This window comes from Leptolyngbya sp. KIOST-1 (genome assembly GCF_000763385.1).
Taxonomy (GTDB): Bacteria; Cyanobacteriota; Cyanobacteriia; order Phormidesmidales; family Phormidesmidaceae; genus Nodosilinea.
Genome location: NZ_JQFA01000002.1, coordinates 3,424,182 through 3,438,213, shown reverse-complemented (window position 1 = coordinate 3,438,213; position 14,032 = coordinate 3,424,182). Strand labels below are relative to the sequence as shown.

Here is a 14,032-nt window from a genome sequence, read left to right as displayed (position 1 = left end):
CGATGTCCTAAGCGAAATGGCCGTCGCTATATATCAAGCTTGGCCAGGCCCGGCCCAAACGACAGGCTAGGGGCTGTAACCCGCAATGTTTCGGTGTTTGGCAGCTAATTGATGACAGCCCCTAGATCCTACCAGGCTGTTACGGTTTGGCCGTTGAGGACGGCGGCGCTCTGTCCCTGGACAGAGATGTTCAAAAAATTAACGGTTTTATAGAGGCATCTTAACCTTGGGCGACAAAATAAAGGGTATTCTGAAGTAGTATTCGGTAACTTTAGATACAGAATTTTTCGGAGACTTCCTATGACTTCTACTCAAGATCGGGCTCGTCGTCTGCTGGTTCGCAATCGTCAGCAGCAGCAGAACCGCCGCGCCACCATGCTGGAGCGCTCGACCAAAGAGGTGCTGCCCCCTGAGACTCTGCTCTAGGCCGGTTTGAGCTGCTGACCCGAAAAAGCTCGATAAATTAATCTGGCATTAACCCCAGGCGTGCCCCCAGTGGCCATGATGAAGCATGAACCATCGAAGCGTTTCTGTAGAAATGCGGTTCGCACCTGACTCACATCCACCAGCCCGACTCAGGTCGGGCTTTTTTGCGGCTGGCCTCGGCAGGGGATGCCTGCCGCGTTCAGATCCGAGCCCTCGCATTTAATGGATACCTCGCCGGGGCAATCGGCTGTTGGTCCCGACAGGAGAGATTAACTGTTAATGCATAGTTAATGCATAGCTGGGTTGAGCAACATCACACTATGCCTTGAGGCCTGCCCCAGCCTCTCCTTGCCATCGCTTTTGGACTGGCCTAATCGCGCAGCACATAGCCGACCCCGCGCATGGTTTGGATCACGCGGCTTTCGCCTTCGGCTTCGAGCTTGAGGCGCAGGTAGCGCACGTAGACCTCAATGATGTTGGAGTCGCCCATAAAGTCGTAGCCCCACACCTGTTCGAGGATGCGATCGCGGGTAAGCACCTGGCGCGGGTTGGTCATCAGATAGTCGAGTAGGTCAAATTCCTTGGCGGTGAGTTCGATGGACCGCGCCCCCCGGCGCACCTCCCGGCTACGGCGATCGAGGGTGAGGTCGCCAAACACCAGCACTTCGGCATCCTGGGGCTCGGTGCGGCGCAGGTGGGCACGCACCCGGGCCAGCAGTTCCTCAATGCTGAAGGGCTTGACCACGTAGTCGTCGGCCCCGGCATCGAGACCCTCCACGCGATCGCTGACGTCATCCTTGGCGGTAAGCAAAATCACCGGGGTAGCGGTGCCGGTCTGGCGCAGGCGACGACAGACCTCGACCCCGCTCAGCCCCGGCAACATCCAGTCGAGCAGAATCAAGTCAGGGGTCTGGTCGCGGGCGGCCATTAGGCCCGAGAGGCCGTCGTGGGCTACCGTGACCTCGTACCCTTCGTAGGACAGCTCCAGCTGCACAAATTTGGCCAGCTTTTCCTCATCTTCGACAATCAAAATACGAGCGCCCATGGTGTCTCCAAATCAAACGGGTAACGATTGGTCCTAGTTCCAACTTATTTTGTGTCAGCTTTCTTGGGCAACGGCCTTCTGCCATTCAACGATGAGGCAATCAGCAGATTGCGCACCCAGTTATTGTGATAGCGGAAACCGTTGAGTTGTTCAAAGGGGCATAAGCAGCCATCCATCGCTGTCCGAGTTTTGCGACAAAATGGATGAAAGTTCCAGAGTAATGCCATGGCTCGACTGGATTGCTCGGCGGAGCCCCATTTCCCGTGGAAATTTTGCATGGCATATAAGGTGCCATGTAGACCAGGATGGGGCGGTAGACGGCTACGTCTACCGGGGCGCAACAGCCGATGGCATGTGGGGGCAATACTTTGCAGCCACCGCCTCCCCTGAGAAGCCCGTTCGACCCCAGCAGCGGCAGGATTATTTCTATCCCAGCCGAACCGGACAGCCTCTGGTAAAGGTGACGCGGGTAGATCGGGGCAACGGCGCGAAGTTTTTTGTGCAGTACCACTGGAACGGGCAGCAGTGGATCAAGGGGTTAACCCCTGAGATTAGAGCCCAGGTGCCGATTTACCGCTACCGGGATGTCCAGAATGCGATCGCTATGGGTCAACCCATCTGGATGGTGGAGGGAGAAGGGTGGCCGTTCCAGGCTCAACCGCCCCAGCGTCTTCAGCGGCGGAGGTGAGCGGTAGGGCACCCGTATTTTGAGCCGACGGCGTGGAGTTCAGAGTCACGGTGCAACCATATGCTGAAACGACATTGGACAGGATCGTTGCGCCAAAGCTTTAACCTATCGTAAGCCTTAGTATCTCAAGTGTGCCCCCCAGAACTGTCATGCCGATCACGGTTTGCCTGGCCCTGCCAGGGAACCATCCCTAGGACTAGTTTATTTTTCAGGCCCTATTCCGTAGAATCAGGCCAGTTACCTGTACTGGGGAAGTAGCGGTGAAAGCATTTGTGGCCGGTGCGACCGGCGCGACTGGCTCAAAAATTGTGAAGCAACTCGTCAGTCGCGGCGTGCCGGTCGTCGCATTCGTCCGCAATGCCGCTGCGGCTCGCTCTCAACTGCCCCCCGAAGTCACCCTGGCGGAGGGCGATGTGACCGATAAAGACAGCATTCGCAGGGCCATGGCAGGCTGCACGGTGCTGCTCTCTGCCACCGGAGCCCGTCCCGGCTTTGACCCCACCGCCCCCTACCAGGTCGATTTTGAAGGCACCAAAAACCTGGTCGATGTCGCCAAGGAGATCGGCATTGAGCACGTCGTCATGGTGTCGTCCCTGTGTGTCTCCCGCTTTTTCCATCCCCTCAACCTGTTCTTTTTGATCCTCTACTGGAAGCACCAGGCCGAAGCCTACCTGCAGGCCAGCGGCCTTACCTATACCATCGTTCGCCCCGGCGGCCTGAAGGAGGATGACACCGACGGCCGAGCGCTGATTATGGCCCCAGCCGATACCCTGTTTGAGGGCAGCGTGTCGCGTCAAAAGGTGGCCCAAACCTTTATCGCCTGCGGTTCCACGCTTCCGTCGTTGCTTGGCCATCGGGTTGGCCTCCTGAGCGCTTTCCCTCTATTTTACTCGACACAAACTCGGGGGGAACTAGGATTGGTCATGCAGGGGGATGCGAAGGGTAAATACACTGCCGCAGTTGGGCTGCGACTGTACGCTAATCTGGCCGGCCATCGCCTCCACCAGCGATCGCACCAGGGTGAGCCCCAGTCCCGTTCCGCCGCTGCTGCGGGAGCGGGTCTCATCGACCCGGTAAAAGGGCTCAAAAATATCGCCCTGGCAGGGAGCCGGAATGCCCGCCCCCTGGTCCTGCACCTGAATCGCAGCCCAGCCCGCCTCGGCCGTGAGCGAAACCTGGACCGGCTGCTGCGGATCGCCGTAGCGGAGGGCGTTGTCGATTAGCTCCACCAGGGCCGTGTGGAGCTTCTGGCGATCGACCCGGGCAACAACGGGGGTCCAGGCGGCAACCCTCAGGCGGTCTACCGCGCTGGGCTGGGTGGCGGCGGCGATCGCCACAGCCCGGTGGACCACATCCTGCAGGGGAGTGGGCTCCAGATTTAGCACGCCCGGACCGTTGGTCAGTCGGGCCAGATCGAGAATTTCGCTCAGCATGCGGGTGGTGCGGCTGGCCTCGGCGGCGGCGATCTCCAGCCCCTCCCGCTGGGCGGCAGTGAGATTTTGCCCCCGCCGCAGCGTGCTCTCCAGATAGCCCTGCACCAGCGACAGCGGCGTACGCAGCTCGTGGGAAACATCGTTGACCAGGCGCTTTTGCTGGCCCCAGGCTTTGTCCAGGCGAGCCAGCATCAGGTTATAGCTGCGCACCAGTTCCTGCAGCTCGGTGGGGGCCGACTCCAGGTTGAGGGGCCGATCGAGGGTGTCGGCGGTGACCTGGCCCGCCAGCCGGTTCAGACGCCGAATAGGGCTGAGGGTGCGGCGAATGTAGAGGGCAAAGGCGATGGACAGCAGGCTAATCAGCCCCAGGCTGGTGAGCAGCAGCATCCGCACCAGCTGCTGTAGGCCCTGGTACTCGGCGGTGACATCGGCGGCAATGTACAGGGTGGCCGGGGCCAGCCCAGGAACATCCAGGGGGCTGGCGCACACCACCAGCCGCCAACCCTGCACCGTCATAAGTTTCACCCCCGCCGGAATGGCGGTGCTGAGCAGGGCTGCGCTCACCCCCGAGGTTTGCCACGACCCCATGGTCAGGGTTTCTGACTGAACCAGCCGCAGGCCGGGGGCGGTTTCTACCCAAATCGCTAAGTCGCCCGTGGCCCGGTAGTTGACGACTCTTTCCAGGGCCTCCTGGGGGGGCATTCTCTGGCTGTAGTAACGGACGTCTTCCTGCAGGCGATCGGCCATCAGGGCGGTTCCCTGGCGGTAGCTGTTGAGCAGAATCTGCTGCATCCGCCAGCCCATCCAGGCCGCTAGAGCGCCAATCCCTACCAGCGAGGCCAGCACCACCCCAGCGGTCAGGCGGGTTTGCAGCGACCCCGGATCGATGGTGTGCCCGCGGCCCAGGTGGCGAACGGAGTCAATCAGTTGATGCCCAAAATGCGCCATAAATACGTGTCTACAGGGAAGGCTAAAACGCCGCTTAACGACCTGATATTGACTCTAGCAGCCCATTCTGAGAACAGGCTGATATGGCTCTCCAGGCATACTTACGCGATTCTCAGGCCGATCTCAGGGGAGCGAGATTGAATGGAACTGTCAACTCAGGGAAAAGCATTTGGGCTTGGTCACCTCAAGCCTTTCGTCAGTCAACTACCGTCCTCTCATTTCACCCAAAGGCCACCTGAAGCTATGTCAATTAAACTTAAATCGCGGCCGGTGTCGGCTACCACGCTGCGCTTTTTGCTGGGGCTAGGCATAGGAGCGGTGCTTCCTCTAACTTTGGCGGTCGCCGAAATGATCGCTGCGCCCATGACAATCGCACTTATGCTCATGCTTCCCATGCCCGTCACCCAGACGACTACGATGACCACCGATCTATCCCTGATTGGCTCTCTCCAGCAGCAGCTGGTGCAGGCGCTAGCCTGGATTGACGGGCTGGGGGCGATCGCCCCCCTGGCCTTTATCCTGCTCTACATCGTCATTACCGTGGCCTTTGTGCCGGCCTCGGTGGTGACCCTGGGGGCCGGGGTGGTGTTTGGGGTCGTTAAGGGCTCCCTCCTGGTCTTTGTGGGGGCCATGCTGGGGGCAACGGCGGCCTTTTGGGTCGGTCGCTACCTGGCGCGCGACTGGGTGGCCAGCAAAATTGCCCACAGCCCCCGATTTCAAGCCATCGACGACGCGATCGCCAGGGAGGGGCGCAAAATCATCTTTTTGCTGCGGCTGTCGCCGGTCTTTCCCTTTAACCTGCTCAACTATTCCCTGGGGCTGAGCCAGATCTCGCTCAAAGATTATGTCATTGGCTCGGTGGGTATTCTGCCCGGCACCATTCTGTACGTTTACCTGGGGTCGCTGGTGGGCAACCTGGCCACCGTGGGCACCAGCGACGGTAGCCAATCCCCCCAGGCCGCCACAGTCCAGTGGATTGTTCGGGTGGTGGGGTTGGTAGCCACGGTGGTCGTGACCCTCTACATTACCCGCCTGGCCCGTCGCGCCTTGAACGAAGCCCTGCCCGAGGAGCCAGTCAGCCCCGAAAAGCCCTAGGCCATGTCATCAATTTACGACAGGCTAGGGGCTATAACCCTTAATTTTGGGACGTTTGGCAGCTAATTGAGAACAACCCCTAATGGTCTGTCAAGACTTATTTTGTAGGCTGGGTGGCGCGCTAGCAGAACCCAACAAGGCTGGCTGCTGTTGGGTTTCACTTCGTTCCACCCAACCTACGAGAACCCTAATTTTTAGCCTTGACGCTGCACTAGCCCAGAGCGATGAGGAATTAGCGGCGATCGCGGATTGGCCGATCGGCCTCAATGCCTTGCTCTAGCTTGTACTGGGTGATCAGCTGGTTCATTTTGTGGCGCATTTTGAGGTGAGTTGCTACCCCCTCGTAGGCGTAGCGGTTGAAGCCGCCCTGGTCGATCAGCTGCCTCAGGTAGTTGACCCGATCGCCCGGGTTGGGGTGCGACGCAAACCAGGTCACGCCCCGGTTGCCGTACTCCGCCTCCAGGGTGACCATCAGGTTGTGCAGACCGTCGGCGGCGTAGCGGTTGTTGGCCAGCAGCTTGGTGCCCAGAATGTCGGACTGGCGCTCCATGTCGCGGGAGTAGCTGGAGACAATCAGACCAGCGGCAATGTTGGCCACCTCAGGAATGGGAATAAACGAGGCCAGGCTGGCGGTGAGGTTGCCCTGGGTCACCATTTGGAAGCCGTGGGAGAGCACCGCATGGGCAATTTCGTGGCCCAGCAGCCCCGCCAGCTCAGCTTCCGAATGGCTTCTGGTAATAGCTCCGGCGTGGATGAAGATCTTGCCGCCGGGCAGGGCAAAGGCATTGAGGCTGTCGTCCATGATCACCTCAAAGCTGTAGTCAAACTCGTCGCGCCCCGCCAGAGCCGCCAGCCGCTGGCCCATATCGTTGACGTAGGCCCGAATTTCGGGATCGTCGACAATGGGTAGCTGGCGCTTTACCTGCTCCGCCACCTGGTGGCCCAGGCCACTTTCCCCCTGCATCATCAAAATGCCGGAGTTGAGGGCGCTAAATGGCCCCAGCAGCCCCCCGGTCAGAATGTACCCCGCCGCCCCGGTGATGATGTTCGACACCAGGTTGCGGGTCAGGGTCTGGTTCATGGCCCCCCGGAAGCGATCGAGGTTTTGGCGGGCTAGGGCGCTCATGGCCTCCGCTTCAGGGTGCTCGGGGTTGAGAATGGCGAACTGGTTGGCGGTGATGGCGGCCTCAATCCACTGCTGGCGGGCCATCTGCACTTCGGCCTGGGCCTTGAGCAGGTCTGGGTTGAAGGGGTAGCGGGCGACCGCCGCCTCCAGCACCCTCAGTGCCTCGTCAGCGCGATCGTTCTGCACCAGGTAGCGGGCGTAGAGAGCCTGCCCCGGCAAAAACTCAGGGTAGTTTTTAACCAGCAGCTCCAGGGGGACCAGCACCCGGTTGGGAAAGCCCGACTCGGCTCCGGTCTGGGCCTCGCGCCAGTAGACCTGCCCGGCGGGGGGCAGCTCGGCGGGGTCCGTCAGGGGGGCGATCGCCTCCTCTGGGCCAGTCTCGGCCAGCCACTGAGGGTCCTTGGCGGCCCGGTAGAGCAGGGTGGCATCGGCGCGATCGCCCCCCTGGTAGAGGCGATCGGCCTCCATCAGCACCTCGCTGCGCTTGGCCTGCTCCGGCGAAAGCCCCGCCAGCAGCAGGGCCCGACCCACCGGGGTATTGATGTCCAGCTCCGCAGTACTGGCCCCCTCGGCCTCGGGCACTAGGGCCGGAATATCGGGTTCTTTGGGCGGCAGCTTGAGGGTGCCGTCGGGTTGCTCCCCGTCACCGGTAGGTAGCGTGTGCGGGGGCCGGGAGGCGGGGTCCACCTGGAGGGTGTCGTTGACCAGGGTATCGCCCCCTACGCCAGGGTCGGCGGCCAACCCTGGCCGTAGCCCCAGCCCCTGGCTCAGCAGCACCGCCCCCAAAATGCTGGCCAGCAATACCGTCAGAAAACGCCTTGATCGCCGCATAGCTTCTCCCTAAATCGATGCTCTGGTCGCTTGAAAATGGAGGTATGGGGGCATATTGCACGACGCTGGGGCCGTCGCCAGGTTCCCGCCCAGCCCTTCCATTCTGACCAAAGCTTTGCCAAGCCAGAATCGGTGATCTTATAATTTTGTTAAATAAATGTAACGCCAAACCTGTGACCCCGGAGCCCCATGACCCTAGACACTATTCAGCCCTGGCTCAACTTTGTTCATCCCATCACCATGTGGCTGCTGCTGGCCATCACCCTTTACGCCCTCTACCTTGGGATTCAGGCTCGCCGCACGCGCCTGGCCGATGCCGAAACCCGCAAAGAACTGATCAAAGGTAAGTTTGCCCTCAAGCACCACAAGGTGGGCTCTGTCTTGCTGGCGTTTATGGTGATTGGCACCGTGGGCGGCATGGGGGCTACCTACCTGGAGGCGGGCAAGCTGTTTGTGGGGCCTCACCTGCTGGTGGGCCTGGGTATGGCCACGCTGATTGCGGCTTCGGCGGCGCTGGTGCCGTTCATGCAAAAGGGCAGCGAAACGGCTCGGCTCACCCACATCAGCCTCAACATTGTGCTGGTGGGGCTGTTTGGTTGGCAGGCGCTGACCGGCATGCAGATTGTGCAGCGGCTGCTGTCGGACCTGCAGAGCACCGCTGGATCCTGATACGCGCTTGTATGGCAAGGCCCCCGTGGGGGCCGTCAGGTGTTAACGCCTTGCTGATAGTGGCGGAATCCAAAGCCTGGGGTTCACGGTTTGAGGTCTGCGGTTCAAGGCCAACCGTGCACCTGAAACCGTGTACCTGAAACCCTACTGACCCGTCATTATTTAGCTCGACAGATCACTGGGACTGGTTATCCTGAGGCCCGTGACCGGCTCTGCGGCCCCAGTTTGACCAGAAATAGTGACCCCGGTAGCTCTCGGGCAGGGGCAGGTGGTGGCTGTGGTGAAAGTCCTCCTGCACTTTGCGGGTGAGCCGCTTGGAGACCTGGCGCACCACCTGGTTGAGCAGGCGATCGCCGGAGGACTTCAGCAGCGATCGCGGCACCGAGTTGAGCAGGCGCGGCATGTGAATTTTGACCGCCAGGCTCAAATCCCAATCCACCTGAGTCAGCGCGATCGCTGGCGGCGTGGCCTCTGGACCGGGCTGCAACCACATGACGGCGTGGAAATCGACGTCATAGCCGGGCGGTACGTAGCCGGGCACCGGCATGGTGTCGATGCGGTAAACCTGGTGGTCAAGGGGTGACAGGTAAAGCCCCACCTTCGGCTCTACCTCGTAGCCCAGCACCGAAAAGTGACCGACCACCAGCGCATAGCCGTGATCGGAGATGGGCTCGACCTGCATCGGCTGGGCACAGCGGGTAAACCAGCCCCGATGACTGTTCAGGTAGCGCCCCACCGTGTCGATATCGGCGGCCATGTCCATTTTGCCAGCGTAAAACCCCTCCAGCACCAGCGTCTCCCCGGTCGGGGGAGCGAGGGAAGGCTCCCCGGCGATCGCCTCCTGGGGCAGGGGGGTGGCCGTTCCAGGCTCAACCGCCCCAGCGTCTTCAGCGGCGGAGGTGAGCGGTAGGGCACCCGTATTTTGAGCCGACGGCGTGGAGTTCAGAGTCACGGTGCAACCATATGCTGAAACGACATTGGACAGGATCGTTGCGCCAAAGCTTTAACCTATCGTAAGCCTTAGTATCTCAAGTGTGCCCCCCAGAACTGTCATGCCGATCACGGTTTGCCTGGCCCTGCCAGGGAACCATCCCTAGGACTAGTTTATTTTTCAGGCCCTATTCCGTAGAATCAGGCCAGTTACCTGTACTGGGGAAGTAGCGGTGAAAGCATTTGTGGCCGGTGCGACCGGCGCGACTGGCTCAAAAATTGTGAAGCAACTCGTCAGTCGCGGCGTGCCGGTCGTCGCATTCGTCCGCAATGCCGCTGCGGCTCGCTCTCAACTGCCCCCCGAAGTCACCCTGGCGGAGGGCGATGTGACCGATAAAGACAGCATTCGCAGGGCCATGGCAGGCTGCACGGTGCTGCTCTCTGCCACCGGAGCCCGTCCCGGCTTTGACCCCACCGCCCCCTACCAGGTCGATTTTGAAGGCACCAAAAACCTGGTCGATGTCGCCAAGGAGATCGGCATTGAGCACGTCGTCATGGTGTCGTCCCTGTGTGTCTCCCGCTTTTTCCATCCCCTCAACCTGTTCTTTTTGATCCTCTACTGGAAGCACCAGGCCGAAGCCTACCTGCAGGCCAGCGGCCTTACCTATACCATCGTTCGCCCCGGCGGCCTGAAGGAGGATGACACCGACGGCCGAGCGCTGATTATGGCCCCAGCCGATACCCTGTTTGAGGGCAGCGTGTCGCGTCAAAAGGTGGCCCAAACCTGTGTAGAGGCGCTGTACCTGCCCCAGGCCCGCGACAAAATTGTCGAAATTGTCGCCCAGGAAAACGCCAACCCTCAGCCCTACGAAGCCCTGTTCGCCGGAGTGGCCTAGGGGCCGTCATCCGGTGTGACCCTGGCCCAAGCATCGGCAAACGGAACCATTACAACGCCCCTGCCTGACTCACTTACCATGGAACCAGCACAGGAGACCAGTGATGGCAGACTTTAGCCGCACCTGGTGGGGCAAGAACTTCATCGAGGCGATCGAGCGGTTGACCGACTCGGGCCGATTGCAGCGGGGGCGCTCCTACGCCCGAGGCGGCAAGGTCAAGAGCTTTGAGATCGACGGCAGCCTGGTTACAGCCAAGGTGCGCGGGTCGGTGAACCCCTACTTTGGGGTGACCAAGGAACCGACGTACACCACCACCATCAACTTTACGCCGATTAGCAAAGTCCAGTGGGCCGCTGCGATCGCCCTGGTCGCCTCCAAAGCCAGCCTGATCTCCCGGCTGTTGCTGAACGAAATGCCCGACACCATCGAAGACAGCTTCCAAACCCTGGGGCTAACCCTGCTGCCCGCCAGCGGCAAAGACTTTAAGACCCAGTGCTCCTGCCCCGACTACAGCAACCCCTGCAAACACATCGCCGGGGTCTACTACCTGATCGCCGCCGAGCTGGATCGCGACCCGTTTCTGCTGTTTGAGCTGCGCGGCCTTTCGCGGGCAGCCCTCAAAGCCGAGCTGGCCAAATCGCCCCTGGGGCAGGCCCTCTCAACAGAACTCTCGGCCCAGCAGCGATCGCCAGAACCGCTCGAGCAGTACTACACCCAACCCCAACCCGTTGAGGCATCGGCCCTCAGCCTGAAAGACTTTTGGCAGGGGGAGAAGCGCTTGCCCCAGACCATTGAAGTGGCCACGCCCTCGGCAGTCCCGGCCATTCTGGTCAAAAAGCAGGGCGACTTTCCCGCCTTCTGGAATCGCGACAACTCTTTTATAGAAGCAATGGAAGCTCTCTACGATCGCGTTCGCAGCAAAAACAAAGACCGCCTGTAGGGATCCAACCGATCAGAACCCAGGGTTTTGCTTAGCTTGGGCCACATCTCTTGAGCAAAGGTCAGCAAAACCCTCGGATCTGGGCAGCTTCTACGCTGCCTCAGCAAAAACCGCTACAGGCACCCGCTTGTAGGCCGGGGTGCCCGCTCGGGGCTCGATCCGCGCCTTCATCAGCACATTGGCCTCGGGGTAAAACATCAGCGCCGCCCCCGATCGCACCTCTCCGTAGATAATCTCGATGCCGTCGAGCTGGCCCGCATCCCCGCGCACGCTCACCCGCTGGTGCTGGCAAAAGCCCGCCCGCTGAGCATCGGCGGGGTTGATCAAAATGCAGTGGCGGTGGGGCATACCCCGATACTCATCGGCCTCTTTGTAGACCACGGTGTTGTGCTGCCCGTAGCTGCGCCCCGTGATCAGCGCCAGCACCATAGCGGGATGCTGGGCATCAGATAGGCCAAACTCTTGCAGCGTCGGCAGCCTCAGCTGGGGCAGGGGGGTGAGCTGCATTGCGGCTTTCCCCGAGGGGGTGGGGAATTTGGGCTCTAGAAAAATTCGCCCGCCGATGGTGAACTCGGTCTGGGTCTCGTCAATCTCGCCAATTTTTTCGTAGCCGGGAATGGTTTGGGCAATGAGTTGACGCACGTAGCGGGTGTCGTGCAGCCGCCGCCAGTCAATGGGGCGATCGCCGTGGATGCGGTGGGCCAACTCTGCCAGAAAGTCGATCTCCGTTACCAGGTCAGCGTCTTTTAAGTGGGTTTTGCCCGGACTGTTGAGCCGCACATAGTTATTGCCCGACTCCACGGTGGTAGGGTGGGGGTTCTCGAACCGGGCGTAGACCGGCACGACGATCGTGTTTTGCCGGGCTAGGCCGTGGAAGTGGCCCTGGTTGGGCTTGGTGGCCAGGTAGATGATCGTGTCGATGTTGCCCAGGGCGCGTTTGGCCTGGGTGAGGTCGGGGTTGGCGGCGTAGAGGTTGCCCCCCAGGCACAGCAGGGTATCGACTTCGCCCCGGTCGGCGGCTTCGATCAGGGCGCGGGCGTCGTAGCCGGGTTCGCGCCGCAGCGATCTGCCCAGCAGCTGCTCCAGCGCCTCGCGGATTTTGTCCTTGAGGTGGGCCGTCACCCCCATCGAGCCAAACCCTTGCACGTTGGAGTGGCCGCGAATCGGCATCAGGCCCGCGCCGGGCTTGCCCACGTTGCCGGTCATCAGGGCGGTGTTGGCGATGCTGTAGATGTTGTCCACGCTGTTGGCCTGGTGGGTGATGCCCATAGCCCAGGCAAAGACCACGTTCTGGCTGCTGTGAATCAGCTCGGCGGCGGCCACAATTTCCGCCTGGGGCAACCCGCAGGTGGCGACGATCGCATCCCACTCCGTAGCCGCCACCTGGTCAACTACCGCCTGCCAGTTCTCGGTGTGGGCCTTGAGGTAGTCAAACTGCACCCAGCCCCGCTCCAGCAGCACCTTTTGAATGCCCACAAACAGGGCCAGGTCGCTGCCGGGAATGGGCTGCAAAAACAGCGAGGCAATCTCTTGGCCCTGCACCAGCCGCAGCGGGTGAGCCGGGGAGCCAAACTTGACCAGCCCCACCTCTCTGACCGGGTTGATGACAAGAACTTTGCCCCCTCGATTCCGGGACGGATCGCTTCGCGAATCGCGCAGTTCAATCAGCTCATTCATCAGCCGGGGATGGTTGGCCGGGGCGTTGGAGCCCACCAGCACCACGCAGTCGGCCTGGCGCAGGCTCTCCAGGCTGACTAGGGACGTGCCGGTGCCAAACACTTTGTTGAGGCTGACCGTGGAGGGGGCGTGGCACAGGTCAGAGCAGTCGGCCAGGTTGTTGGAGCCCAGGGCCCGCACCATCAGCTGGAGCAGAAAGGCGGCTTCGTTAGACGATCGACCCGAGCTGTAGGAGGCCACCCGCTCCGGCGGCAGGGAAAAGCCAGCGGCGGCAATCTGGTAGATCTCCTCCCAGCTGATGCGCTCGTAGTGGTCAGACCCGGCCCGCCGAATCACCGGAAAGCTAAGGCGACCCAGGCGATCGGCCTGGCGGGAGGTGAGCGCTTGCAGGTCTGAGATAGTGCGGCGATCGAAGAAATGGCACCTCAGGCCCGGCTGCAGTTCCGAGGCGATCGCCTGCACGCTTTTCATGCAGCGCTGGAGCGGTTCTTCCAGCTCGTTGGCAAAGCCGCCCTTTTGCCCCCCGGTACCCCAGGCGCAGGACAGACAGGCGCTCTTGTGAACCAGCGTCTGCCAGATCTTCGGCCCCTGGATCGACAGGGTTTTTTCGGCCCAGTACTCAATCACCGGCAATCCGCCCCCCACGGCGGGGGCATGGATGGTGTCATCCGTAGCCGCGATCGGGCTGGTGGGCACTGCGGCCGAGGGGATCACGCCAGCGCTGGGTCGGTGGGGTTCGGTCATGGTCAAATGCTCACAACAGCCGCTCTCCATCACTATAGCGAGGGCTTTGCAGCCAGGCCTATCAACCCAGGGGGTAGATTACTAGCCGCTTCGTAGTCGTTCCGCATCGGCTTTCGGCACCGTTTGCGGCTAATTTCCCTCGATCGAAGGACGTTCTCCCAGCTTGCATTTGGCAAATTATATAAAGAAATATTTCGCAAAAGGAGGTTTCTTTTGAACCATCTGAGCAAAGCTTTGCTGAGTCTTGCCGTAGTTGGCACCGCGATCGCAGGGGCAACCCCAGCCATGGCCCAAGTTATCCAACTGGGGGATCAGGCCGAATTTGACCTGGGGGGAAACCGCAACCCCGAGCTGCGCCCCAGCCTATCCACCGATGGGAACCAGCTGAATATTCAAATTCAGGAACAGCCCCAGCCAGAAACTCGCTTTCGGTTCGACGGCGATCGCATCGAAATCCGTCAGGAACAGCCCGCCCCCAGAGACCGACTCAACCTGACAGTGCCGATCGAAACGGATGAATAAGCTGCGATCGCAGCCGCCCCCAACCGGGGGCATTCTATTTTTTTTTCAAACAACCAAAGCGG

12 protein-coding genes and 1 pseudogene are annotated in these 14,032 nt (G+C 60.9%); 8 read left to right on the top strand and 5 right to left on the bottom strand.

The window, feature by feature from the left end:
• The first annotated feature begins 300 nt into the window (after positions 1-300).
• Entirely contained in the window at positions 301-426 is a 126-nt protein-coding gene (locus NF78_RS32985) for a hypothetical protein (RefSeq protein WP_263970610.1), read from the top strand.
• Between the two features lie 370 nt (positions 427-796).
• Here NF78_RS32985 and NF78_RS15175 read toward each other — a convergent pair whose 3' ends face one another.
• Positions 797-1,471: a response regulator transcription factor gene (locus NF78_RS15175; protein WP_035987622.1), complete on the bottom strand. Its 675-nt coding sequence runs from the start codon at positions 1,469-1,471 to the stop codon at positions 797-799.
• Between the two features lie 220 nt (positions 1,472-1,691).
• Between NF78_RS15175 and NF78_RS15170 the strand changes: the two genes are divergently transcribed.
• Both NF78_RS15170 and NF78_RS29570 read left to right on the top strand, forming a co-directional pair.
• Positions 1,692-2,159, top strand: coding sequence for a hypothetical protein (locus tag NF78_RS15170; RefSeq protein ID WP_035987620.1), 468 nt, complete (start codon positions 1,692-1,694; stop codon positions 2,157-2,159).
• Between the two features lie 260 nt (positions 2,160-2,419).
• Positions 2,420-2,923: pseudogene (locus NF78_RS29570) on the top strand (SDR family oxidoreductase); the annotation flags it as partial.
• 147 nt (positions 2,924-3,070) lie between these two features.
• Here NF78_RS29570 and NF78_RS15160 read toward each other — a convergent pair.
• Positions 3,071-4,540, bottom strand: a complete 1,470-nt coding sequence (locus NF78_RS15160) for a sensor histidine kinase (RefSeq protein ID WP_052050525.1) — start codon at positions 4,538-4,540, stop codon at positions 3,071-3,073.
• A 243-nt stretch (positions 4,541-4,783) separates the two neighbouring features.
• Between NF78_RS15160 and NF78_RS15155 the strand changes: the two genes are divergently transcribed.
• Complete coding sequence (locus tag NF78_RS15155) at positions 4,784-5,635, top strand: TVP38/TMEM64 family protein (protein ID WP_263970609.1); 852 nt, start codon at positions 4,784-4,786, stop codon at positions 5,633-5,635.
• Between the two features lie 232 nt (positions 5,636-5,867).
• Here the strand turns inward: NF78_RS15155 and NF78_RS15150 are convergent, their stop codons facing one another.
• Entirely contained in the window at positions 5,868-7,592 is a 1,725-nt protein-coding gene (locus NF78_RS15150; RefSeq protein ID WP_035987616.1) for a M48 family metallopeptidase, read from the bottom strand.
• Positions 7,593-7,781: 189 nt separating this feature from the next.
• On the opposite strand from NF78_RS15150, the gene NF78_RS15145 reads away from it, so the two are divergent.
• A complete protein-coding gene (locus NF78_RS15145) occupies positions 7,782-8,261 on the top strand; it encodes a DUF4079 domain-containing protein (protein ID WP_035987614.1) in 480 nt (159 codons plus the stop codon).
• A 175-nt stretch (positions 8,262-8,436) separates the two neighbouring features.
• Here the strand turns inward: NF78_RS15145 and NF78_RS15140 are convergent, their stop codons facing one another.
• Positions 8,437-9,213, bottom strand: coding sequence for a DUF1997 domain-containing protein (locus NF78_RS15140; protein WP_225885301.1), 777 nt, complete (start codon positions 9,211-9,213; stop codon positions 8,437-8,439).
• Between the two features lie 211 nt (positions 9,214-9,424).
• Between NF78_RS15140 and NF78_RS15135 the strand changes: the two genes are divergently transcribed.
• Together NF78_RS15135 and NF78_RS15130 are read left to right on the top strand one after the other, a co-directional pair.
• Positions 9,425-10,087, top strand: coding sequence for an SDR family oxidoreductase (locus tag NF78_RS15135; protein ID WP_035987612.1), 663 nt, complete (start codon positions 9,425-9,427; stop codon positions 10,085-10,087).
• Positions 10,088-10,190: 103 nt separating this feature from the next.
• Positions 10,191-11,027, top strand: a complete 837-nt coding sequence (locus NF78_RS15130; protein ID WP_035987609.1) for an SWIM zinc finger family protein — start codon at positions 10,191-10,193, stop codon at positions 11,025-11,027.
• Positions 11,028-11,117: 90 nt separating this feature from the next.
• On the opposite strand, the gene NF78_RS15125 is transcribed toward NF78_RS15130, so the two are convergent.
• Entirely contained in the window at positions 11,118-13,448 is a 2,331-nt protein-coding gene (locus NF78_RS15125; protein ID WP_081972643.1) for an FdhF/YdeP family oxidoreductase, read from the bottom strand.
• Positions 13,449-13,682: 234 nt separating this feature from the next.
• Between NF78_RS15125 and NF78_RS15120 the strand changes: the two genes are divergently transcribed.
• A complete protein-coding gene (locus tag NF78_RS15120) occupies positions 13,683-13,970 on the top strand; it encodes a hypothetical protein (RefSeq protein WP_156119780.1) in 288 nt (95 codons plus the stop codon).
• The last annotated feature ends 62 nt before the right edge of the window (positions 13,971-14,032 follow it).